Origin of the sequence: Neorhizobium sp. NPDC001467, from assembly GCF_050275975.1 — a bacterium.
GTDB lineage: Bacteria > Pseudomonadota > Alphaproteobacteria > Rhizobiales > Rhizobiaceae > Neorhizobium.
Map to the genome: position 1 here is coordinate 951,296 of NZ_JBNNPS010000001.1, position 22,712 is coordinate 974,007.

Annotated in this window: 23 protein-coding genes; 12 read left to right on the top strand and 11 right to left on the bottom strand. The window is 60.6% G+C overall.

Features of this window, described 5'->3' with window-relative positions; all coding sequences use genetic code 11:
• Positions 1–70: 70 nt before the first annotated feature.
• Entirely contained in the window at positions 71–1,237 is a 1,167-nt protein-coding gene (locus tag ACQKKX_RS04780) for an FAD-dependent oxidoreductase (RefSeq protein WP_427569255.1), read from the top strand.
• Here ACQKKX_RS04780 and ACQKKX_RS04785 read toward each other — a convergent pair.
• From ACQKKX_RS04785 to ACQKKX_RS04795, 3 genes are all read right to left on the bottom strand, one after another.
• Positions 1,224–1,709: a GAF domain-containing protein gene (locus ACQKKX_RS04785; protein WP_427569256.1), complete on the bottom strand. Its 486-nt coding sequence runs from the start codon at positions 1,707–1,709 to the stop codon at positions 1,224–1,226. The genes ACQKKX_RS04780 and ACQKKX_RS04785 overlap by 14 nt on opposite strands.
• 88 nt (positions 1,710–1,797) lie before the next feature.
• Entirely contained in the window at positions 1,798–3,510 is a 1,713-nt protein-coding gene (locus tag ACQKKX_RS04790) for a methyl-accepting chemotaxis protein (protein ID WP_427569257.1), read from the bottom strand.
• 899 nt (positions 3,511–4,409) lie between these two features.
• Complete coding sequence (locus ACQKKX_RS04795) at positions 4,410–5,849, bottom strand: PAS domain-containing protein (RefSeq protein ID WP_427569258.1); 1,440 nt, start codon at positions 5,847–5,849, stop codon at positions 4,410–4,412.
• 179 nt (positions 5,850–6,028) lie between these two features.
• Between ACQKKX_RS04795 and ACQKKX_RS04800 the strand changes: the two genes are divergently transcribed.
• The 3 genes from ACQKKX_RS04800 to ACQKKX_RS04810 all read left to right on the top strand — a co-directional run bounded on the left by ACQKKX_RS04800 (position 6,029) and on the right by ACQKKX_RS04810 (position 9,418).
• Entirely contained in the window at positions 6,029–7,153 is a 1,125-nt protein-coding gene (locus ACQKKX_RS04800) for a PAS domain-containing protein (protein ID WP_427569259.1), read from the top strand.
• Entirely contained in the window at positions 7,150–7,557 is a 408-nt protein-coding gene (locus ACQKKX_RS04805; RefSeq protein WP_427569260.1) for a response regulator, read from the top strand. Before ACQKKX_RS04800 ends, ACQKKX_RS04805 begins: the two co-directional genes overlap by 4 nt.
• A 133-nt stretch (positions 7,558–7,690) precedes the next feature.
• Positions 7,691–9,418, top strand: coding sequence for an FAD/NAD(P)-binding protein (locus ACQKKX_RS04810; protein WP_427569261.1), 1,728 nt, complete (start codon positions 7,691–7,693; stop codon positions 9,416–9,418).
• Here the strand turns inward: ACQKKX_RS04810 and ACQKKX_RS04815 are convergent.
• Positions 9,358–10,062 (bottom strand): MOSC domain-containing protein, encoded by a 705-nt coding sequence (locus tag ACQKKX_RS04815; protein ID WP_427569262.1) that lies wholly within the window; start codon positions 10,060–10,062, stop codon positions 9,358–9,360. The genes ACQKKX_RS04810 and ACQKKX_RS04815 overlap by 61 nt on opposite strands.
• 260 nt (positions 10,063–10,322) lie before the next feature.
• A complete protein-coding gene (locus ACQKKX_RS04820) occupies positions 10,323–10,472 on the bottom strand; it encodes a hypothetical protein (protein WP_427569263.1) in 150 nt (49 codons plus the stop codon).
• A 167-nt stretch (positions 10,473–10,639) separates the two neighbouring features.
• Between ACQKKX_RS04820 and ACQKKX_RS04825 the strand changes: the two genes are divergently transcribed.
• Positions 10,640–11,071 (top strand): DoxX family protein, encoded by a 432-nt coding sequence (locus tag ACQKKX_RS04825; RefSeq protein ID WP_427569264.1) that lies wholly within the window; start codon positions 10,640–10,642, stop codon positions 11,069–11,071.
• A gap of 29 nt (positions 11,072–11,100) precedes the next feature.
• On the opposite strand, the gene ACQKKX_RS04830 is transcribed toward ACQKKX_RS04825, so the two are convergent.
• The 6 genes from ACQKKX_RS04830 to ACQKKX_RS04855 all read right to left on the bottom strand — a co-directional run bounded on the left by ACQKKX_RS04830 (position 11,101) and on the right by ACQKKX_RS04855 (position 14,235).
• Positions 11,101–11,424 carry a hypothetical protein gene (locus tag ACQKKX_RS04830; RefSeq protein ID WP_427569265.1) on the bottom strand — a complete coding sequence of 108 codons (324 nt, stop codon included), beginning with the start codon at positions 11,422–11,424 and terminating at the stop codon, positions 11,101–11,103.
• Entirely contained in the window at positions 11,421–11,663 is a 243-nt protein-coding gene (locus ACQKKX_RS04835; RefSeq protein WP_427569266.1) for a hypothetical protein, read from the bottom strand. The genes ACQKKX_RS04830 and ACQKKX_RS04835 overlap by 4 nt, the downstream gene beginning before the upstream one ends.
• 7 nt (positions 11,664–11,670) lie before the next feature.
• Positions 11,671–11,877, bottom strand: a complete 207-nt coding sequence (locus tag ACQKKX_RS04840) for a hypothetical protein (RefSeq protein ID WP_427569267.1) — start codon at positions 11,875–11,877, stop codon at positions 11,671–11,673.
• A gap of 247 nt (positions 11,878–12,124) precedes the next feature.
• Positions 12,125–12,787, bottom strand: a complete 663-nt coding sequence (locus ACQKKX_RS04845) for an SOS response-associated peptidase (RefSeq protein ID WP_427569268.1) — start codon at positions 12,785–12,787, stop codon at positions 12,125–12,127.
• Positions 12,788–12,842: 55 nt separating this feature from the next.
• Positions 12,843–13,889 (bottom strand): DNA polymerase IV, encoded by a 1,047-nt coding sequence (gene dinB, locus ACQKKX_RS04850; protein ID WP_427569352.1) that lies wholly within the window; start codon positions 13,887–13,889, stop codon positions 12,843–12,845.
• A 91-nt stretch (positions 13,890–13,980) separates the two neighbouring features.
• On the bottom strand, positions 13,981–14,235 hold the full coding sequence (locus tag ACQKKX_RS04855) for a hypothetical protein (RefSeq protein ID WP_427569269.1): 255 nt from the start codon (positions 14,233–14,235) through the stop codon (positions 13,981–13,983).
• A 263-nt stretch (positions 14,236–14,498) separates the two neighbouring features.
• Here ACQKKX_RS04855 and ACQKKX_RS04860 point away from each other — a divergent pair, with 263 nt between their 5' ends.
• From ACQKKX_RS04860 to ACQKKX_RS04890, 7 genes are all read left to right on the top strand, one after another.
• Positions 14,499–15,257 carry an ImuA family protein gene (locus ACQKKX_RS04860; protein ID WP_427569270.1) on the top strand — a complete coding sequence of 253 codons (759 nt, stop codon included), beginning with the start codon at positions 14,499–14,501 and terminating at the stop codon, positions 15,255–15,257.
• Entirely contained in the window at positions 15,175–16,689 is a 1,515-nt protein-coding gene (locus ACQKKX_RS04865) for a Y-family DNA polymerase (protein WP_427569271.1), read from the top strand. Before ACQKKX_RS04860 ends, ACQKKX_RS04865 begins: the two co-directional genes overlap by 83 nt.
• A gap of 11 nt (positions 16,690–16,700) precedes the next feature.
• Positions 16,701–19,961: an error-prone DNA polymerase gene (locus ACQKKX_RS04870; protein ID WP_427569272.1), complete on the top strand. Its 3,261-nt coding sequence runs from the start codon at positions 16,701–16,703 to the stop codon at positions 19,959–19,961.
• Complete coding sequence (locus ACQKKX_RS04875) at positions 19,958–20,761, top strand: DNA polymerase III subunit epsilon (RefSeq protein WP_427569273.1); 804 nt, start codon at positions 19,958–19,960, stop codon at positions 20,759–20,761. The genes ACQKKX_RS04870 and ACQKKX_RS04875 overlap by 4 nt, the downstream gene beginning before the upstream one ends.
• Positions 20,762–20,978: 217 nt before the next feature.
• The gene (locus ACQKKX_RS04880; RefSeq protein ID WP_427569275.1) at positions 20,979–21,737 is read left to right on the top strand and encodes an SDR family NAD(P)-dependent oxidoreductase; all 759 of its coding nucleotides are present in this window, start codon (positions 20,979–20,981) and stop codon (positions 21,735–21,737) included.
• Positions 21,738–21,812: 75 nt separating this feature from the next.
• On the top strand, positions 21,813–22,175 hold the full coding sequence (locus ACQKKX_RS04885; RefSeq protein ID WP_427569276.1) for a helix-turn-helix domain-containing protein: 363 nt from the start codon (positions 21,813–21,815) through the stop codon (positions 22,173–22,175).
• Positions 22,176–22,429: 254 nt separating this feature from the next.
• The gene (locus tag ACQKKX_RS04890) at positions 22,430–22,624 is read left to right on the top strand and encodes a hypothetical protein (protein ID WP_427569278.1); all 195 of its coding nucleotides are present in this window, start codon (positions 22,430–22,432) and stop codon (positions 22,622–22,624) included.
• Positions 22,625–22,712 lie beyond the last annotated feature (88 nt).

The window sequence follows — 22,712 nt, forward strand, 5'->3', positions numbered from 1 at the left end:
GCCCAGATCCGGCCCCGGCTTCCGATCCCGCAAGACCCTAGTCCGGCATGACGAACGGTGCCGAACCCGGATGCGGGCCATTTACGACGTCCTCGTGATCGGCGCAGGGCAGGCGGGTCTGGCCTGTGCCTACTTCCTCCGGAGGGCGGGCGTCTCCTATCTCGTCGTGGACGCTCATCCGGCCATTGGCGATAGCTGGAGGAACCGGTATGCATCCCTGAAGCTGTTCACCCCACGGAGCATGAGCGGTCTGCCTGGCACGCCGCTCCCAGGAGATCCGGACGGCTACGCCACCAAGGACGAGTTCGCGGACTATCTGACTCGGTACGCCGACGGGCTCCAGGTGGCTACAGGAACCCGCGTCGCCAAGCTCCGGAAGCAGGGCCAATGGTTCGCGGGGACCACCGACGATGGAAGACTCTTCTCTTCCAGTGCCGTCATCGTCGCTTCTGGCGCGTTCCAGAAGCCCCGCATCCCCGCGCTTGCTGCGCACTTTCCCGCGGACGTCCGGCAACTCCATGTAGCCGATTTCCAAGACACTTCGTCCGTGGCGGACGGCCCGGTTCTCGTCATCGGCGACGGCGCAAGCGGCCGCGACGTCGCAATCTCCCTTGCGGGTTCCCACTTCGGGACCCTGTCCCATGGCCGCCGCCGCAAGCTCTTTCCCGAGCGTATCCTCGGCCGCAGCACCTGGTGGTGGCTTCAGCGACTTGGGCTGCTGCGCGCACGCGCCGACAGCCTGATAGGCCGCAGAATGCGCGCGATCGACCCGTTCCCCGATCGTGGCAACGATGACCGCAGCATGAAGCGGCTGGTGATCGTCCTGGAGCCCCGGCTGGAGGCAGTGGAGGGGCGCGCCGCGATCTTCGCGGACGGCACCCGCCTGATGCCAGGTACGGTAGTATGGGCGACCGGTTACTCGGATGAGATCTCGTGGATGGAGATCGACGGCGTCTCATTCGCCGTGTTTACGCAGCCGGACGATCTCGAAGCCGACTTGAAGCTCTTCCGCAAGGTGTTGGCCGGGCAGCGCGACGGCTACACCATCGAGAAGCGATACCTGCGCAGGGATTCGTCCATCGTCCACGTCGTCATCCACGTCGCGGCCATGAGCGCCCGCAGGCACTCGATCAACGCCATCTCGGTCTTGGCGGATCGGCTCATGATCTCCCACTCATTGTCGCTGTTTGTGGCACCAGACTGCCGCTGCAAGATGCCAGATGTCACCTCAGGTTGAACAGGGTCCCGTGCGAAAGGAGCTGGATGTCTACATAGTTTGCGAGCTTCTTCAGCTTCGCCAGCTCAGACGACGCTGCCTTGCGCGGGCTTGTCCCGATCACGCAGAGAGCCCCGACGCCACCTGTCAGCCTGACACCGGCGTAGAAACGGATGCCAGGAGACGAGGTGACAAGCGAGTTGCCGGAGAAGCGACTGTCGCGTGTTGCGTCTTCGACCACCATGACCCCGTCGTCCGTCTCGATCGTATGGGAGCAGAATGACAGACTGCGGGGTGTCTCCTTCACATTGATCCCGATGATCGTCTTGAACCACTGGCGGTCCTGAGCGACGAGACTGACAGCGGCGATGCTCGTTCCAGGGAAGAGCGTCAGTGCCTGCTCCGCGCAGTCGCTGAATTCCTTCGACTCCGGCGTGTCGAGGATGCCGATGTCCTGGAGCCGTTTCAGTCTCTTCTCTTCTGGAAGCTTCATGGGTATTCCCTCAGGAGTATGTACGGTCGGCGGTCAGGCTGGGTCGTAATCAAGCGGTAGCGGGCAGGGCGGTTGTCACATCCCAAGGTCAGGCACGTCGCAAGGAGAGTTGCGATCGGGCCGCAAAACGGGGCACCGTTCGCTCTTGCGGTTCCGACTGGCCACTCAGGTGGAACTGCCTCATCAGCTCCGCGAGGCTGGCGGCTGCGCTCGTCAGAGTCTCTGCCGCGGCCGTCGCATTGGAGAGCATGGCGGCGTTTTCCTGCGTGACCGTATCCATAAGGTTAACGGCGGCATTGACTTCGCCAAGTCCCATCGCCTGCTCTCGTGCGGATCTCGCCATCTCGGAAAGCGCGGCATCGATCTCGCCGACCTTGACCGTGACGTCCTCAAGTGCCTCAGCCGTCTCGGCAACGAGCTGCACGCCACGTTTCACTTGATCCGAACTCGCCGTGATCAGCGACTTGATCTCCTTTGCAGCGGTGGCCGACCTCTGGGCAAGCTCCCGCACCTCCTGTGCGACAACGGCGAAGCCCTTGCCCGCCTCGCCAGCGCGCGCCGCTTCGACACCCGCGTTGAGCGCAAGCAGGTTGGTCTGGAAGGCGATCCCGTCGATGACGCCGATGATCTGGCTGATCTTGTTGCTGCTTTCGTCGATCTCGCCCATGACCGCAGCCGCCTGGTTCATCACCTTGCCGGAGAGAGCAGTTCCGGATCGAGCGCCCGCGGCAGCCAATGCCGCTTCCAGAGCTCCCTGAGCGCTCTGTTTGACCGTCACTGTTATCTGGTCCAGCGCGGCAGCGGTCTGCTCGAGGCTGGCAGCCTGGCTTTCGATCCGCTTCGACATGACCTCCGACGAGACCAAGATCTCCTGGGTGCCGGAGTTCACGGTATCCGCGGTGCTCACGATCGTCTTCATCGTCGCGTGAAGTCCATCAAGCGACGCGTTGTAGTCACAGCGCAGCGGTTCGAAGGCAGGATCGAACGCGTCCTCCAGCCTGTGGCGTAGATTGTTCCGGGCAAGCTGTTCGAGCCCACCAGCCACTTCCGAAACCGCACGTACCCGACCTGAGATGTCGGTGGCGAACTTGACGATCGACTTGACCTTGTTGTCGAGGTCGAAGATCGGGTTGTATGACGCCTGGATCCAGATCTCCCGTCCACCTTTTCCGAAACGTTGGAACTCGCCTGCTGCAAATTCTCCCGCGTTCAACTTCGCCCAGAGATCGCGGTACTCCTGAGACCCAGCCATCTTCTCGCTCACGAACATACGGTGGTGGCGGCCCTTGATCTCGTCGATGGTGTATCCAAGCAGCTTGAGGAAGTTGTCATTGGCGTCGATGATCTCTCCGCCAGGTGTGAATTCGATCACACCCTGGACACGGGAGATCGCCGACATCTTCGCCTCGAAAGCAGCGTTCCTTTCATGTGCTGCAGTCGTGTCGGAAGCGACCTTGACCACCCGGGACACCTTGCCGCTGCTGTCGATTATCGGATTGTACGACGCCTGGATCCAGACGCTCCTGCCGCCTTTGGCGATCCTGCGGTACTCCCGCTGCTCGAATTCGCCTTGGCCGAGTTTCCTCCAGAAAGCCTGATAGGCATCCGAAGCGGCCTCCTGCTCCGTCACGAACATGCGGTGATGGCGGCCGACGATCTCAGAGGCGGAGTACCCCATCACCTGGCAGAAGATGTCATTCGCAGAAAGGATGTTTCCGGTAGGATCGAACTCGATGACCGCGAGCGACTTGTTCAGCGCTGCGATCAACTGTGAAGCCTTGGATTGGAAGGGGTTGCGCATGCGGGTTCATCCAGTGAGCCATGATGAAGGCTGAGATGGGCGACCATAGATGATCCTGGTTTAGCAAGCCTTAAACCCTGCCTGTGCTGGACTCGCGAAGCAGAACCACGGGTTCGTCGCCAGCTCAACGAGGCGCCAGCAGGATGCATTCGTCTCTTCCATGAGCACGGCATTCTGCTGAGTGACCTAATCGATTACTTGTAAGGCGGAGTTCATCTCGCCTTTGCCGATGGCCTGTTCTCTTGCCCGCCAACACTGACCCTTTCGAGTTGGCGGCGGGAGCGATCCCAACAATGGGTTCGCGAGGTTCGTCTGACATTTAGGGATCTGTCGGAGGCGGCTGCGTGCCCGCATGATGTCCTCAGGAGGCTGAGGGCCTACCTTGGAGAAACGCACTTCGAGGTGACACCATCATTCCCGACGAACGTGTCGTTTACAGCATCGTATCCAAGGCGATATCGGGCGGCGCACCAAGTAATATGTCGGATCTCGCTCGCAGAAAGGACGGCAGATTCCCCGCTTGCCGAAGCTCGGCCTTCGTCAGCATATGCAGACGTCTGGCCGTGGCGTGGCTCGACGTTCCTGGCTGGTTCCTGAAGCTGGAAGGCGGTGGCAGCAGACAGGGAAAGACTGAGGGCGGTGCCGCTCAAGGCAACAATGGAAGCAAGCTTGGCAACGTGGCGCATCGAGGAACCGATCTTTAGCAATCCCTAAGACAACGTCCTTTCTAAGAATATGGTTCCGTTGGCCCACCTCCGCCTCTTACGGACGTTTGGTTCGTTGACGAACTCCGGGCGCTGAGGTCGGTGCACTAGAGGGATCAGTTGATCTTTGCGGGGAAACGTGAAGTGTTGATGTGGTGGGGCCTCAAATCTCGACGCAAGGCAGGAGCAAGACTACTACTCCGAAATTGTGAGTGCTTCCGTGGACGTCGTCACCGAGAACTCCAGTCCTTCCGGCTTGAATTCGATCTTTGCATGTCCCCGCAAATTGCTGCCGAGCATCTGGATCAGCTTGGTACCAAACCCACGTTTCGCAGGCTCGACGACGTCAGGACCGCCGGACTCCTTCCATGTCAGCTCGAAGCTGTCGTCGGCCAAGGCCCACGCGATCTCCACACGACCGTCCGCTCTGGATAGTGCTCCATACTTGATCGCGTTGGTTGCGAGTTCATGCAGAGCAAGCGAGAGGCTGGTGGTGGTTTGATGGGAAACCGTGACTTCCGGGCCTTGGCAGATGATGCTGCCGGTCTCGTTAAACGGTGCCACAGCCTGCCGGACAATCTCCCGGAGATCATGCGTGTCGAGTTCCCGGCCCCGCAGCACGTCGGCGGAGCGCGCAAGAGCACCAAGCCTTTCGTAAATCGTGGACCGGATTTCTTCCAACGACCGGTTCGAACGGAGCGACTGGTTGACGATCGACTGCGTCGTCGCCAGCATGTTCTTCATTCGATGACCCATCTCCTGCGCCATCATGGAGCGGTAGATTTCCGCCTTCTTGCGCTCCGTCGTGTCAATTGACACCCCGCTCATCTGAAGCGGATGCCCAGCCTCGTCGAACTTCGTCTCAGCCCGAACCTCGATCCATGCCAAGCCGCCGTCGGGTTTGACGATCCTGTACTCGACATGGAGATTACCGTCCGACTGCAGGGCAGACACCACTGCCTCATGCCAGCGCGCTGAGTCGTCCGGGTGGACCGAAGCCTTAAGATCTTCATAGGTGAAGTTCTCGGCAGCTCCGCGTCCAAAGTTCGCCTTGCAGATCGGCGAGCAGACCAAGCGACTTTCCGGGACGTCAAGTGTCCAGACTCCAAGTCCGCCAGCCTTTAGAGTAAAGTTTAGCCGCTCCTCGCTCGCCTTCAGATCCGCGATTCTGCGCTGAAGCGTCGCCTCTAGTTCGTGCTGCTCACCTCGTGAGGGCGCCGACCGTTCATGCGTCGCGTCGTACTGCAAGGCAAAGAAATACGTGAGGTCATCGCCGTCGAAAACCGGGGAGACGAGAAGCCTGTTCCAGAATAGCGAACCGTCCTTCCGGTAGTTCAATAGGTCGATCTCTATCGACTGCCGCGAGGCGACGGCCTTTCGGATTTTGTCGACATCTTCCGTATTGGTGCCAGGCCCCTGCAGGAAGCGGCAGTTCCGGCCAAGCGTTTCTTCGCGGGTGTAGCCTGTCAGACGGGCGAACGCTTCGTTGACAAAGACGATCGGGTTGTCCGGCAGCCGCGGATCAGTGATGATCATCGGCATCCGGGAGGCTCTCATGGCTGCCGCAAACGGATCCGATCCTGATGTCGTCTTGTAGATCTCTCCAACGATACGAAGGTCTTCTGCTCTGATCATAAGCGGGTTCTATACACCTTTTGTTCTCTTGTCATCGCCCCCTCGAGAGATCCTCGCACGGTGCTGAAACAACATCTTTACCAGATCGCAAAGGACGCTGATCAGGGACACGGAACCATCTTAGAAACAATACATTCCATAGCGGATCGGCGTTCATAGCTGATCTTCAAGGGCAGACAATGCAGGACAGAGACAAAGGTAGGTTTGACGCACGACGCGCTGGCGAGCGCCTTGCGGAAGCACATGTTCGAGAGGATCCGTTCGCGGCTGCCTTCAAGGCAACGCGTATGCCGATGATCGTGACAGACCCCAACCAGGACGATAATCCCATCATCTTCTGCAATGCAGCTTTCCAGAAATTGACAGGCTACTCCAACGACGAACTGATCGGACGCAATTGCAGACTTTTGCAAGGCCCTGAGACCAGCCGGGCGGCCGTGCTCCGGATTCGGGAGGCGGTTTCTACAGGAAAGGACATTTCAATCGACATCCTCAACTACAAGAAGGATGGCAGCACTTTCTGGAACGCGCTTTTTGTCAGTCCGGTGCGCGATGACGGAGGCAAGATCGTGTACTTCTTTGCGTCTCAGCTCGACTTCACCAACATCAAGAGCAGAGAAGCCGAGCTGGCGGCCGCACGGCATCAGGCAGAAGCGGAAGTCGCTGAGCGTACAGGGGATCTGCAGGAGTCGCTCGCGGCACGCACTCTCCTCGTTCACGAGGTGGACCATCGGGTCAAGAACAACCTCGCAACCATGGCTTCCATCGTGAAGATGCAGGTAAGGCTGACCGAGGATCGAGGGCAGCGGCAGGCACTGCTTTCGGTGCTCAACAGGATCGAGGCGATCAGCACCGTTCAACGCAAGCTGTTCACGACGAACGATATCACTAGGTTCGATATCTCTGACCTCGCCCGGGAGCTCGCAACCGACTTGGTAGAGGCTGTCAAACGCGACGACATCCGTCTGACGCTCGATGTCTCGCCCGTCTTCGTCCCTGCTGTGAAAGCAACGCCGCTATCGCTCATCGTCAATGAACTCGTCGGTGACGCCGTCCGTAGAGGGTTGGCCGACGGCGGCGGAGAGATCCACCTCCTCGTGCGAAGGCTCAACGGTCACTTCATCATTCACGTGGAGGACACCTCAGAGCCCGTCGAACCCGACCCAGTCAGCGCCGAACTTGGACGCAGGATGCTCGAAGCTTCCGCCAGTCAGGTCGGTGCTACCATCGAGCGCAGGATGGAAGGACGGCGCACCATAGTGGACGTCACCCTCCCGGTGGAAGACAAGGATTCATCCCATTGAAAGTCATGATCGTCGAGGACGAGATGCTTCTTGCCATGGAGCTTGAAAGCGAAGTCGAGGCCGCCGGACACACCGTGGTTGGAATGGCGGCAAGCAGCAGTCAGGTACCAGCAATTATGAAAGCCGCAGCTCCGGAATTTGCCTTCGTGGACATCCATCTGCAGGACGGCGCTACAGGGATCAATGTCGGGCGGATGCTTTTTGAGAAGCGCATCCCGTACATCTTCGTCAGTGGGAACATCAAGAAGCTCCCAAACGGTTTTGCTGGAGCGCTGGGCGCTATAGAAAAGCCCTACACCATGAACGGCATGGCCAACGCGCTGGCCTACATCGACGCCGTGGTTCGAGGAGAAGAGGGTCGGCTGCCTCCCGCAAGCCTTGTTCTTGCAGAGGACGTCGCGTAGCAGCCACTCCCCCTCAAGTCAAAGTGGGTCAAGTTTCCACCGCCGAACGATTTCTCACCGGTCACACGCGCTAGCGTCTAGTCCCAATCCTCACCCCTGCGTCCGGATGGACCTAGTGCTTTGAAAGTATCTCATGAAACGCATCGCAATTATCGGATCGGGGCCAACGGGCATCTACACCCTGAGGGGTCTGATCCTTTGCTCAGAACCTCTCTTCATCACGGTCTTCGAGGAAACGCCTGACGCAGGAAAGGGCACCCCTTATCATCCGGCCGTCAACGATCGAGCAATGCTCGCAAACATCGCGAGCATCGAGATCCCGCCGATCGGGCAGAGCTTGGTGGAGTGGCTGCGCTCGATGCCGATCGACCGTCTCCAGGAGATGGGTATCGGGATCGACGACATCGGAGACCGTGAGTTCTATCCTCGGGTGGTCCTGGGAGACTACTTCGCCGCCCAGTTCTGGATGCTTGTGAAGCTGGGTCTCCATGCCGGCCATGGGATCGAAGTGAAGGCAAATCACCGGGTCCTGGACATCAAGTTGAACCGGACTGACATCGCACTGACCTACAAGAGCCGGAGCGGCGAGGAGCAGCAGACTGCCACGTTCGATCATGTCGTCATGGCCACAGGGCATGATTGGCCGGAAGATACCGAGACGTCGCCAGGCTACTTTTCTTCGCCGTGGCCGGCGGCTGCGATCAAGCGGATTGGCCCGGTGAAGGTCGGGGTGCTCGGGACGTCCCTGAGCGGCATCGATGCGGTTGTGTCAGTGGCTACCGCACACGGGTTTTTCCTGCGTGACGCCGCAGGGACGCTGGAATTTCAGCCCCACGAAGACACCGATGGATTCCACCTGACGATGATGTCTCGCAAGGGTCTTCTTCCTGAGGCCGACTTCTACTGCCCGATTCCTTACGAGCCACTCCGATACTGCACCCCAGAGGCCGTACGTCAGCTCGTGGTCGAAAAGCCCGACCGTCTGCTGGACGAGCTCTTCGATCTCTTCAAGCACGAGATCCTGGCTGCCGACCCGGACTACGCAGCGAGCATAGGCCTCGCACTGGCAACTGTCGAAGATCTGGCCGCCCGATACTTTGCAGCCAGAGAGAACGCCGATCCATTCTTGTCGGCTGCACGCAATCTCTCCGAGGCGAAGCACAACAAGCTTCACAGAATGACGATCGGCTGGCGGTATGCGATCCTGCGCATGCATGAAGTGATCGCTCTAGCCGTTCCGCACTTCAACACGGAGGATCTCAAGCGCTTCCACCAGCACTTCAAGACGGTGTTCGTCGATGAATATGCCACAGTGCCACATGAGTCGATCGAGCGTCTCCTAGCGCTCCATGCTTCAGGACGTCTCGACGTCCTAACGCTAGGGGATGCGTACGAGATCAAGCGTCGGGAGGAAAAGCCGGGCGTGAAAATCGAGGTCGGAGAGCGCAAGCTTCAATTCGATGCGTTGATCGACGCGACAGGACAGCATGCTCTTTCGGCTTCCGATCTCCCATTTCCAAGTCTGATCGTGCCAGGAGCGCTGAAAGAGGCAAGGACACCGTCGGTTGCTGGCGACGGCGACGTGACGTATCGACGAACTGGGGGCATCGACGTCGATGATGAATTCCGTCCACGAGTGGCAGATGACGTCAGCAACAAGCTCTATTGCGTCTCCGTGCCGTTCCTCCTCCACAAGCTACCATTCGTTCAGGGGATCACCAGTGCGCATGAGATGGGGGCGAAAGTGTCGGCTGCGATTGTCCGGTCACTTTCGGCCGAGCCCATGTCAAGTGAGGCGTCTCAGTTGGTCAGCAGCCGATCGCCCACTGATACTGTTCCAGCACCGATCACGGTTGCGTAGACGCCGAGACACCGCGACCTTGTTCTCACGATGGTTCGCAGGATTTCCGGGTCCTCGCCGAGACCGGGCTGCGCGATCATCGTCATACCGCACCGTTTCGTAGGTTCGGTGACGGCTGCCGTAATGGCTCCTATGGAGAAGTTGGCGCCGCTGGTCTGAGCAACAGGCCATTCCCCTTCAAGTACAATGTTGGGACGGAAACGCCGGATGTCAGAATTGGAATTGGGAAGAGCTGCCTGCAACGCGTTGACTTCATCCAGGGCGATGAGGTGAAGGGGGCTGACCGCGTATCGAGACTTAACTTCCACTTTCCGCTCGCCGGCGACGAGCACTGTTCCTGCTGCTCTGACGCCGCAGTGGAACCCAAAATGTGCGGAAATGGCATCGTCGAGATCTGGGTTGTCAATAGAAAGCTGCCAATTCGACGCCGCTACGACAGCGACGCTGCCTTGCCAGTATGCCCAGAGCTGCAAAGCTGGGCGCCAGCGCGGCTGCTTTTCCGGAGCGGCTACTTCACCCGTCGCGAGGTCAACAAGAAAGAGATCGCGGTCACCGATCACTCCGTCTTCATAAGCCTCGATCCGCTCAATTGCCTGGCCGCCGAGAGATGCCACCGGATACTTCCATAGCTGTCTGACAATCACACCAAGTTCTCCTGAGGCGCTATTTATTAGGGAGTCAAAAGTTTGGGCCTCGGATGGAAGTTCCAGCGAGATTCTCTCATCCCTGAAAACTTGCATCCTTGATGGACCTTTCGCTTTATCAAGTAGAACAGCTTTCCCTCAACTCGCCCTATGTCTCGCGAATGACCTGAAGGCGGTATGGTTAATCCGAGCTTGACTATTATAGCATTAACGGCGCGACCTAATGATCGTGTGTGCGTTTCAGACACATGCGAGGACAGCTAGAACATTGGCTTGACGTTGGAACGGAGGCGCGCAGCTACCGCCAGATGCACCGGATTTGCGGTGAGGTCGCTCGTGACTGCGAGGTCGTCGAACTTTCCCGACAGGCGTCGGCGGTCTTCGACCTCCTCGATCCTGTCATCGATCATCCGGTTGCTCCTAGCGCACTACTGGCCGAGGCGAGGGTTGGCTTTGAGCTTGTTCTGAAAGGGCTCAGGAGGGAGCGAGATGCCAGAGTCCAGCGCCCTGACGGCGAGCCGGCGGAACAACTTCCCGAAATTGCAAAGGCTGTCTTGGGCTTCACGGCGGACGCGGCTTGACACCCGCGTACCGCATCGACGATGGCGGCAGGGTGCATGCCTGGCAGCGTCGGTCGCGCTACTTCCTGGCGACTCTCTATTGCGCTGCCGGTCTCCTGCACGTCGCCTTCCCGCAGCCTTTCCTCAGCATTACGCCGAGCTGGGTTCCATATCCCGCTTTGGTCATCTTCCTCACGGGTCTCTGCGAGCTCCTCGGTTCCATCGGACTGCTCCTGCCGCGCTTTGTCCGCTACGCAGCGATTGCACTTGCCGTCTACGCAGTTTGCGTATTCCCCGCCAACATCAAGCACGCCTACGATGCCCTGGGCGGTTCTTCGGCTACTTGGCTAGAGTGGCTTTACCACGTCCTCCGCTTGCCCATGCAGCCGCTTCTTGTGTGGCTTCCCTTGTTCTCCGGGAAGGTGATTTCATGGCCGTTGCGCATGTAGTGCGAACGGGGAGGTAACCAACGGCGAGTTCAGGGGATATCGTTGCCGATACTGATCGATGTGTTCGTATCCAGCACGATGTGCAAGTCGCGCATCATCGCGGCGGCATCGAGAAGGTGCAGTTTGATCTCGTTGTCGGAATAGAGCGCAGGGATCCTTGACGCTGAGACGATTGCCATCAGTCGGTCGCTTCCGCTCCCCGATGCCCTGATCCCGCTCTCGATCCTCATCTCGCGGATCGTTCGGGCGGCCCGGTCGAGCAAGCGTCCCCGCTCGGCGTCGCCGATCTTGTCGATCTCGTTGGCGGACCGCACGATCTCGGAAATGAAGACGTTTGTCGAACTTCCGCTCATTCCAGCTCCGGAACCTCGCCCTGCTGGAAGAGGACGATCGGCGGCCCGTACTCGCCAATGGCCGGGTCGGCTTCCCGGCTCCATGCGACGATTCCAGCATACTTGTCCGCCATCATCCTGGCGTCCCGCTTCGCCCGCTCTTCGGTATCTACTTGGCGAGGATCGAAGGCTGGCACCAGATCGCCGTCCTCGTTCTTCGTAAACGCTGCCAGCACGATCAGCTTGCCCTTGGTCGTCATCTCTCCCTCACTTCCTGCCGATCATGTCAGCGATGTCCGCCGCTTCGGATTGGGCCTTGTTGGGCTTGTGCGGATAGTGCTCCCAACACCACCAGATCACCTTTTCCGCTTTACTTCGGCTATGCCCGAACCCGCCCCATTCACCGCAGCCGTCGATGCAGCACCAGTGGTTGACATGGATACCGTCGCTGATCTGCTTTCCTTCATCGCTCATGACGTCAGCTCGTCGACCAGAGCCTTCGCGCGTTGAAGGCACAGCTCGCGGCCCTCTGCCGCCGTCGAGCGAGGTATTCGGTCCCTCAGGTCCATCACCGAGTTGCTGCCTGGAGGACTCATGACGGCGTAGTGGTGCGAAGGGCTATAGATGGCGATGCGATAGCCTCGGTATTCTTCCACATGAGCTGGCATCAGCGGCTCCTCCTGATCGGTCAGTCAATCACATCCGCCAGATTCCGTTCCACCTACAGCAGCGCTCCCTGCGGCTCTTGGCGCTCCTGCACGGGCAGAAGGATCAAGCGGTCGTCCGGGAGAGGGCGCTGCAGGGCCTTTGCCTCGTCCCATGGCGCTCGCATCCAGACGTCCAGCTCCTCCTCCGTGGTCAGGATGACGGGCATGGCCTTCGGGTGGATCGGGCCAACGACGCTGTTTGGCTCGCAGGTGAGGAAGGCATAGACCTCGTGCTCGCCCTCACGCGGCGTCTTCATCGAGCCGCGCGTGCCGCTCCACGTCGTCCACATGCCTGCGAAGAACGCTATAGGCTTGCTCTCGTTGATGGCGAACCAGCGCTTGGTCTTCTTCGGCTTCGTGTCCTCGTACTCGCAGAACGTTGTCCACGGCACGAGGCAGCGGTTCATCAGGCCGAGCCACTTGCGCCAGTGCGGGGAGGTAGCGTTGCGGATGTTGGTGACGCCACAGTCCGGCTTGCCTTGCAGGATGGTCGGCGGTGTCGGCATGCCCCAGGTCAGCATCGCCATCTCCCGGCCGTCCGGCGTGTTGCGAATGATCGGCCCCGGCCGATCCGGATAGACGTCCAGCGATGGCTGCAGATTGCCGAGGCGATCCATGGCCTTGGTGATGTCTCTCAAGGCCTGCTGGTTTGTTGTGACGTTGTAGAGATTGCACATCCTCTCACCTCGGCAGGAAGAATTATTCGCGCATGGTATCGTATAGTTCGTGTTCTTACAGTCCCAGGTCGAACTGCTGACCCGATACGTCCACGTTGTCAGCTCGCTCAAGCGAGGAGAGGGTGACACCCAAGAGCCTCACGCCTTTGTCGCTGGGGAACTCGTCTGCCAGGATGGTGTCGCAGATGTCCCGGATGATGGCGGCAGATGAGATCGGCGCACTCGTGGAGCGGCTGCGGGTGACCTGCCTGAAGTCGGCATACTTGATCTTGACCGTGACCGTACGTGGGCGGATGTCATTGGCATCGCAGTAGCGCCAGACCTTGTCGACCAGCGGAATGATCTCTGTCTGCGCCGCCTCCAGGCTGTGGATGTCCTGCCGGAACGTGTCTTCGGCGCCCACGGACTTGCGAACCCGGTTCGAGCGGACCTGGCGCTCGTCGATCCCGCGTGACAGGCCATAGAAGTAGGGGCCCGACTTGCCGAAGTGCTGAAGGAGGAAGTCGAGCGACTTGGACTTCAGGTCTGCACCTGTCTCGATGCCGAGGCGATGCATCTTCTCGGCTGTTGCCGGACCCACGCCATGAAACTTCTTGATCGGCAGCGCCTCCATGAACTTTGGCCCGTTCCTTGGCGTGATCACCGCCTGACCGTTCGGCTTGTTGAGGTCGGAAGCCGTCTTGGCCAGGAACTTGCAATACGAGATACCAGCGGAGGCATTGAGCCCCGTGACCTCTTTGATCTTCGCCCGGATTTCCTTGGCGATCTCCGTGGCGATCTCATGTCCCTTCAGGTTCTCCGTCACATCAAGATAGGCTTCGTCGAGCGAGAGGGGCTCGATAAGCGTCGTGTATTCCGCAAAGATTTCCCTGATCTGCAGTGACACCGCCTTGTAGACGTCGAAGCGCGGACGCACAAAGATCAGGCCAGGACATTTCCGCAGCGCCGTGACCGATGCCATGGCCGAGTGGACGCCGAACTTGCGAGCTTCATAACTAGCCGCCGCGACAACCCCGCGTGCCTCTCCATGCCCGACAGCCACCGGCCTGCCTCGAAGCTCGGGATTGTCGCGCTGCTCGACCGAGGCATAGAAGGCATCCATGTCAACATGGATGATCTTGCGGACGCGAGCGGGACTTGCCTGCTCCTGCTCGCATGATCCCGCTTCCTGATCGACCACGTCCGTCATTGCACTACGATTCCGCGTCGAGGCATGGAAAGCGTGTCTGGCAGCGGTCGCCGTCTGTACTCACCAGGCGGTCGCAGCCCATTGCTGCGATCCTGCGCAGCCGTGCGAAGGTGATGCTCGCGCCATGCTTCCTGACAAGGATCGCGCGGTCGAGCTGGCCGGAGCGGCCGCAGGCAGCGCACTCCACCGCGATGACGGCATGGCGCACCTGACGCAGCGTGGCGTTCAGGTCCAGCGGCTTCGACTTTGTCTTGCTCATGCCCTTCCTCATTGACGCCCATCCACAGGCTTCGACTCATGTTGAGGCAGCCAAAAAAGAATCTTTGCGACCTCCGTGACGGTCGCAGAGCCGTTACCAGGCTGATTCATCAGGATGAATCTTCGCTCCAGCTAAAATGCTGAGTTCCTGTCCTGTTTTGACTCCGCTTGACTCTTCCCTCGTAGCGGAACAGATAGCGAACATCAACATTCTTTGGGACATGAAGTCCCGTGCCACGCGAGCCTTGAGGAGGATCGTGAACGATGTCGCATGCCCGATCCTCAAGGGTTATCGAGGACTTAAGAGACCGGATCGCGCATCTGGAAGGCAGCGTGTCGCGCAAGGCGCTGGTGCTGCCCTTCGGTGTGCCGGAGGTGGACGAGCGACTGCCAGGCGGAGGACTTGCTTATGGAGCCCTGCATGAGGTCGCAGGCGGCGGAGCGGGTACTGTGGACGGCGCGGCGGCGGCCTTGTTCACGGCAGGCATCGCGGCACGGTCGAAGGGAAAGGTCCTGTGGTGCCTGACGCGGCCGGACCTCTTCGCACCAGCCCTTTCGCAGGCAGGGCTTCACCCGGATCGCGTCATCTACTGCGAGGCGGACCGGGAGGAGGATGTGCTCGCTTCCATGGAAGAGGGACTGTCCTTCGGAGGACTGGCGGCAGTCGTCGGTGAACTGGTGAGGCTGCCGATGACGGCGTCGCGACGCCTGCAGCTCGCCGCCGAGAAGACCGGGACGCTTGGCCTCGTCGTGCGCCGTTGGCGGCGGCAGACGGAAGCATCCGACTATGGCCAGCCGACAGCCTCCACCACACGCTGGCGGATCAGTGTCCTGCCGTCTGCGGCTCTGCCCGTCGCAGGTGTTGGACGGGCGCGATGGCTGGCAGAGCTGATGCGGGTAAAGGCGGGAGAATGTGCCGAGTTTGAGTTAGGAGCCTGCGATGCCAAGGGTCGTGTCTGTTCATTTCCCCTATCTGCCGACGGATCGGATTCGCAGGCATGGCGCGGGAGCCGTGCCGGTTGACCAGCCGCTTGTCGTCATCTCCCGCAGTGGCTCGAAGCGCTGGATATCGGCCGCCGACACTGCTGCCCGCAAGCTTGGCCTGAAGGTCGGCATGGCGGCCAGCAAGGCACAGGCCATGGTGGCAAACCTTCATATGTTAGACGCCGATCCGGTTGCGGATGCGGCAGCCGTCGAGCGGTTGGCGCTATGGGCGCTTCGGCAATACACCCCCGTTGTTGCGGTCGATGGTGCCGATGGCATCGTCATGGATACCGAAGGAGCCGATCACCTCCAGGGCGGTGAGGAGCTGCTGATCTCCGGCATCGTCAATGGTCTAAGGGGCAAAGGCCTGACAGCCCGTGCCGCTGTGGCCGACACCTGGGGTGCGGCCCATGCACTGGCGCGGTTAACGAGTGCCGAGACGGTGGTGGTGCCGCGAGGCGACGTCGCGAAGGCGGTGACAGGGCTTCCGATCCATTGTCTGCGGCTGCCCCCGGACACGATCCAGGGACTGCGCGTGCTGGGCGTGGAAACGGTGGGCGAACTGTCCGCCCTGCCGCGTGCGCCACTCACACTGCGGTTTGGTCCGGAAGTCGGTCGCCGCCTCGATCAGCTCTTTGGTCGTCTTGCAGAACCTATCGAGCCGCTGCGCACACCGCAACTGGTGGAGGTGGCGAGGAACTTCCAGGAGCCCATCGGTGCCGCTGAGACCATTGCCAAATATGTGCGGCGGCTGGTGGGGCAGTTGACGGCAAAGCTTGAGGAGAGGGGACTGGGTGTGCGCCGCTCTGACCTCATCATCCACCGGGTCGACAATAGCCGCCAGTGTCTTCGTGCCGGGCTTGCGAAGCCCGTGCGTGATCCGGCACGGCTGGCAAAGCTGCTCTGCGACCGTATCGAGAAGATCGACCCGGGTTTCGGCATCGAGCGGATGGTGTTGGTAGCGATAATGGCCGAGCCGCTGGAAGAGAAGCAGGTCGCAAGCGCTCTCGTCGAGGAGGAGGTGGTGGATGTGACGCCGCTTGTCGATATCCTCGGCAATCGTGGCCAGCGCCTTTACCGCATCACCCCTGTGGCCTCCGACGTTCCGGAACGCTCTGTCCGGCGCGTTGGTCCGACGGCAGCAGAGACGGGAGCCGACTGGGCCGCCAGATGGCCAAGGCCGTCGCGCCTCCTGGCGCACCCGGAGGAGATCGAGACCATGGCGGTGCTGCCCGACCAGCCTCCGGTGGTCCTGACCTGGCGCGGCAAGCGCCGCCGCATCGTCCGGGCCGATGGGCCGGAACGCATCTTTGGCGAATGGTGGCTGCGTCCGCGCGAGATGCAAGCGGTGCGCGACTACTTCGTGGTCGAGGACGAACAGGGCGAGCGGCTCTGGGTCTTCCGTTCAGGCGACGGCGTGGATGCAGGGACCGGATCGCACAAGTGGTTCCTGCATGGCATCTTCGGGTGAGGGGTGAGAGCATGCGCTATGCTGAACTCCAGGTGACGACGCACTTCTCCTTTCTGCGCGGCGCAAGCTCGGCCGAAGAGCTGTTTGCCACGGCGGCGGTGCTCGGGATCGAAGCCATTGGCGTCGTCGACCGCAACTCGCTTGCCGGGATCGTTCGGGCATGGGAGGCGGCCAAGACCACAGGGGTGCGCCTGGTGGTCGGCTGTCGTCTTGATCTCGCCGATGGCATGTCGCTGCTCGTCTTCCCGACGGACCGCGCCGCCTATTCCAGGCTCACGCGGCTGCTGACGCTCGGCAAAAGCCGGGGCGGCAAGGGCAAATGCATCCTCGACCTCTCCGATGTCGAGACCTACAGTGAGGGCATGATCGCGATTCTCGTTCCCGACGAGGCGGACGATATCTATGCAGGCCAGCTCCGCAAGGTGGCGGCAGTCTTCGGTGACCGCGCCTATGTCTCGCTTTGCCTGCGGCGTCGCCCGAACGACCGGCTGCGCCTCCACAACCTGTCGAACCTGGCGCAACGCCACAAGGTGAAGACGGTGGTCACCAACGACGTGCTCTTCCATGAGCCCGGCCGCCGGCAACTCCAGGACATCGTCACCTGCATCCGCAACCGCACCACCATCGACAGCATCGGCTTCGACCGCGAGCGGCATGCCGACCGCTTCCTCAAAGCGCCTGAAGAGATGCATCGCCTGTTTGCCGATTACCGGCAAGCTCTGGCTCGGACCCGTGAGATCACCGAACGCTGCCGCTTCGACATGAGCGAGCTGCAGTACCAGTATCCGGAAGAAGCCATCGTCCCTGGTTTGGATGCCCAGCAGTCGCTGACGAAGTTTGCATGGGAGGGGGCTGCGGAGCGCTATCCGGAAGGCATCCCGGACAAGGTCCGCAAGGCGATCCTGCACGAACTCGACCTGATCCGGACGATGAACTACGCGCCGTACTTCCTCACGGTCTACTCCATCGTCCGCTTTGCCCGCTCGAAGAACATCCTTTGCCAGGGCAGGGGGTCTGCCGCCAACTCCGCCGTCTGCTATTGTCTCGGCATCACCTCGATCAATCCGGAAACAGGCGACTTGCTGTTCGAGCGCTTCGTCTCCACCGAGCGCAACGAACCGCCAGACATCGATGTCGACTTCGAGCACACCAGACGCGAGGAGGTCATCCAATGGATATACAAGACCTATGGCCGCTCGCGCTCAGCCCTCTGCTCCACCGTCACCCGCTACAGGACCAAAGGCGCACTGCGCGATGTCGGCAAGGCGCTGGGCCTACCCGAGGACCTGATCGGCCAGCTCACCTCCGGCGTCTGGGGTTGGTCGAAGGACGGCATCGGCGACAAACAGCTTGCCGAGAACAACATGAACGCATCTGATTACCGGCTGCGTCTGGCGCTTGATCTGGCCTCCCAGCTCATGGACACACCGCGCCATCTTGGCCAGCATCCCGGTGGCTTCGTGCTGACCCAGGATCGGCTCGATGATCTGGTGCCCATTGAACCTGCCGCCATGGAAGACCGCCAGGTGGTGGAATGGGACAAGGATGACATCGACGCCTTGAAGTTCATGAAGGTGGATGTGCTGGCGCTCGGCATGCTGTCGTGCATGGCACGCTCCTTTGAGCTTCTGGCCGAGCACAAGAACGAGCCGATGGGTCTGGCTGATGTTCCGCAGGAAGACCAGAAGACCTATGCGATGATCAGGAAGGCCGACACGCTCGGCACTTTCCAGATCGAGTCCCGTGCCCAGATGGCCATGCTGCCAAGGCTCAAGCCCCGCACCTTCTATGACCTCGTTGTTCAGGTGGCTATCGTGCGCCCCGGTCCGATCCAGGGTGACATGGTGCATCCATATCTGCGCCGCCGGGAGGGCAAGGAGAAGGTGGAATATCCAACGCCGGAACTGGAAGCGGTACTGGGAAAGACGCTCGGCGTGCCGCTCTTCCAGGAAAGCGCCATGAAGGTCGCCATGGTATGCGCAGGCTTCAGTGCAGGCGAGGCCGACCAGCTCCGCCGTGCGATGGCAACTTTCAAGTTCACGGGCGGCGTCTCGAAGTTCAAGGACAAGCTGGTCGACGGCATGGTGAACAACGGCTACTCCAGGGACTTCGCCGAGAGGACCTTTACCCAGCTTGAAGGGTTCGGCTCCTATGGCTTCCCGGAAAGCCATGCCGCCTCCTTCGCCCTCATCGCCTATGCCAGCTCATGGGTGAAGTGCCATCATCCGGATGTCTTCTGCACCGCGCTCCTCAACTCCCAGCCGATGGGCTTCTACTCGGTCGCGCAGATCGTCCAGGATGCCAGGAACCACGGCGTGGAAGTGCGGCCCGTCTGCGTCAACCGCTCCCGATGGGACTGCACCATGGAAGAGACCAGCAAACCGGGTCGCTTTGCCGTGCGTCTCGGGATGCGGGTGGTGAAGGGACTGCCCATCAATGATGCGGCAAGGATCGTGCTCGCCCGAGCCGATCAGCCGTTTGAAAGCGCCGACGACATGTGGCGGCGCTCCGGCGTGCCGACAGCATCGCTCGTCAAGCTGGCGGAGGCAGATGCCTTCCTGTCGTCGTTGAAGCTCGAACGGCGTCAGGCGCTTTGGGACATCAAGGCGCTACGCGACGAGCCGCTGGAGCTATGGGCGGCGGCCGCCGAGCGCGAAGCCAGTGTAGTCGCGGAGATGCAGGAACCGGAGGTGCGGCTCAGGTCGATGACAGAGGGCAGGGAGGTCGTGGAGGACTTCTCCCACACGGGCCTCACACTCCGGTCGCATCCGGTCTCGTTCCTCCGCCCGGACCTCAAGCAAAAGCGGATCGTCACCTGTGCCGAGGCCATGGCTGAACGCGACGGGCGTTGGCTGTGGACGGCAGGCCTCGTTCTCGTCCGACAGAAGCCGGGTAGTGCCAAAGGCGTGATGTTCCTGACGCTGGAAGACGAGACAGGCATCGTCAATGCCGTCGTCTGGCCGTCGCTGTTTGAGAAGCAGCGGCGGATCGTCATGTCAGCCTCGATGATGGGGATCCACGGCCGAATACAGCGCGAGGGCGAGGTCGTGCATCTCGTGGCACAGCGCCTCTTCGACTTCTCCGGCGACCTTGCAAGCCTCGGCGAGCTGGGCGGCGACTTCCCCCTGCCGCACGGTCGGGGCGATGGAGCCACGCATGGCAGCGGTCCTGATCCACGCGACACGCACAAGCCCGTGACGCCGACCCGCGACATCTATATCCCGGACCTCCACATCGACACGCTGAAGGTCAAGTCGAGGAACTTCCATTGACTGGTGGCGAAGATGATCAACAGAGAGCGAGCACCTCCAGCATGAGTGAGGGCACCATCCTGCGCATCCGCGTGATCGATCTGGAAACCGCTGGCAACGGCTTGACCGACGTCTGCGAGATCGGGTGGCAGGACGTTGAACAGGGGGCGGATGGCATCTGGAAGCTGACGGACGAGCGAGGTGCACGGTTCGTCAATCCAGGACGACCCATATCTGCAGAGACCATGGCTATACACCACATCGAGGACAGCGACGTGATCGGCGCTCCATTTTGGAAGGAGGTCGCACCGTCAATTCTTCGAACAGAGGGTGGCGTCGTGGCACTCGCCGCACATCGTGCTGCCTTCGAGCAGCGCTATTGCACGCCGAGGCTGGCAGGTGAGGTAGCGTGGATTTGCACCTGGAAGTGCTCGCTGCGGGTCTGGCCGCAACTCACCAGCTTCTCCAACCAGATGCTTCGATATCAGCGTCGGCCTCAGGGTCTCATCCGCGAGATCGGTCTGCCCGCCCACCGCGCAATGCCGGACGCCTATGTCACCGCGCACCACCTTCGTGACCTCCTGAACGAGAGCAGTCTCGATCAGCTCATCGCCTGGAGCATGGAGCCCGGTCTGCTGCCCCGGGTGCGAAACGGCGTCCACAAGGGCAAAGCCTGGGATCAACTCACCGACGAGGCGCTTGCCGATCTGGCAAAAGATCGAGATATCGACGTCAGGTTCAGCGCGACCACGGAGATGATGCGCAGGGGTGCGGGAATGGAGCGGACGGAGCAGGGGAGCGCGCAAGGTACACTCATCTAGGTTTTCCACTTCGGGTAGAGGAGCGGGGCTTAGTCAGCTTCGGTCCGAGGCGGACTTCCAATCGTCTTTACAGATGCATAATCTCGTCCGAACGAATGCGACCCAGACCATCAGGACGCTAGATGCCAAGAAGCTCCAACATCAACACCTCTAAGGCGCACTTCGCGACGGATGAACAGGCCTCTGCCTTCGGGCATCTTCACTGGGAGCGGGAAACTTGAAGAGACTGGCAGTGATCACAGGCGGAAGTACAGGCATTGGCCGCTGTCTGGTCAAGGCCTTCGCCGCAGCCGGATATTTGGTCTCCTTCAGCTATGTGGCGTCAGACAGTGCCGCATCTGAAGTCGCCAGCGAGGTGGAGGCTAAGGGCGGCAGCGCGCGCGGGATTGATTGCGACGTCGGCAATGCTGCGGACGTGAAGAGGTTCTTTGACGAGACAACATCCTGGTCGGGCTTTGCTCCCGACGTGCTGGTCAACAATGCTGGCGTTCAGACATGGTCATCCCTGCTCGATCTGGAGGAGGGAGCATGGGACAGGGTAATCCAGACCAACCTGAAGGGTTGCTTCCTCAACACCCAAGCAGCGGCTCGTCTGATGATCGCGGCAGGCAAGAAGGGCACGATCATCAATATTGGGTCCGGATGCAACAAGCTGGCGTTTCCGAAGCTCGTTGACTACACGGCCTCCAAAGGCGGGATCGAGCAGTTCACCAAAGTGTCTGCTGCGGAACTCGGCCCGTACGGCATTACCGTCAACTGCATTGCTCCAGGGGCCATCGTCACGGAACGAACGCTCGACGAAGCGCCTGACTACCCGGAGACATGGTCGAAGATTACACCGCTCCGTCGCGTGGGGACGCCCGAAGACATAGCCGGGCCTGTTCTCTTCCTGACGACTCCCGCCGCCTCCTTCATCACCGGTCAAACAATCTGGGTCGATGGCGGGCTGTTCAGCCAAGCGCCGTGGCCGTACTGACAAGAGAGTAGCCTGCAGATCAGATTGACGTGGGGGAGAATGATGAGGGGAAGATCAGACTCGACTGATGCGCGCGTGGCCGCCAATGTTCGTGCAACACGGATCGCACAGCAGCTATCGCAGGAGAAGCTGGCGAAGATGGTTGGCATCTCGTACCAGCAGCTCCAGAGGCACGAAACAGGCCGCGACCGCATCGGTGCGGGCCGACTTCAGCAGATTGCCGCAGCTCTTCAAGTTCCGGTAACTCACTTCTTCGCGGGGCCACCTGAAGACGCGACGAGCGATGTAGTCTCCGCTTCAACTGGTGATGACCTTCTGCGGTTTCTCGTGAGCGAAGTGGGGGTGGAGTTTAATCAAGCGTTCCGGCGAATACGTTGCCCTGACACGAGACGAGACATCATTAACTTGGTTGGGTCGATCGCGCGGCAACACAAGTAATGCTTGCCGTCCATTGGCGTCCGAAGAAGATGAAGTTAGGCCAGACTGGATTCTTGGCAACTGCAGCACCGCCACATCCGCTTCGCAGTGCATGGTGCATGACGACCTCGTTAGATCCCGCGGTGGCGGCGGTCTCTCTTGTGTGAATGGGACCTACGACCCTTGCCACCAAATTTCCCCGCCTAAGCTGCCGCGGCTTGGCTTTTCCGCCCGCTGCATTAGCTGCCCTCGCTTTGGGAACAGTGGAGCACCAGGTGAGCATGCGGTTCGGGCGCTATAGCGCCATAGAGGAAGAGGACGGCTCATGGTCGGTCGTCGACACGGGCAGCGGGATGGTTATGCTCCTCTCCGGAGAACCGATGGTGTCGCTCCAGGAGCGCTTCGCCAAAGCCCTCGCGGAGTTCATGAACCTCGAGGAACAGCATGGCGGATACGTCACTCTCCAGTAGCTGTTTCGTCAGCGATCCTACGCAAAGACGGATCCCAGAAAAGTCGTGACTTCCTTTCCGACGCCGATCTGCCTGGAAGGAAGCGGAA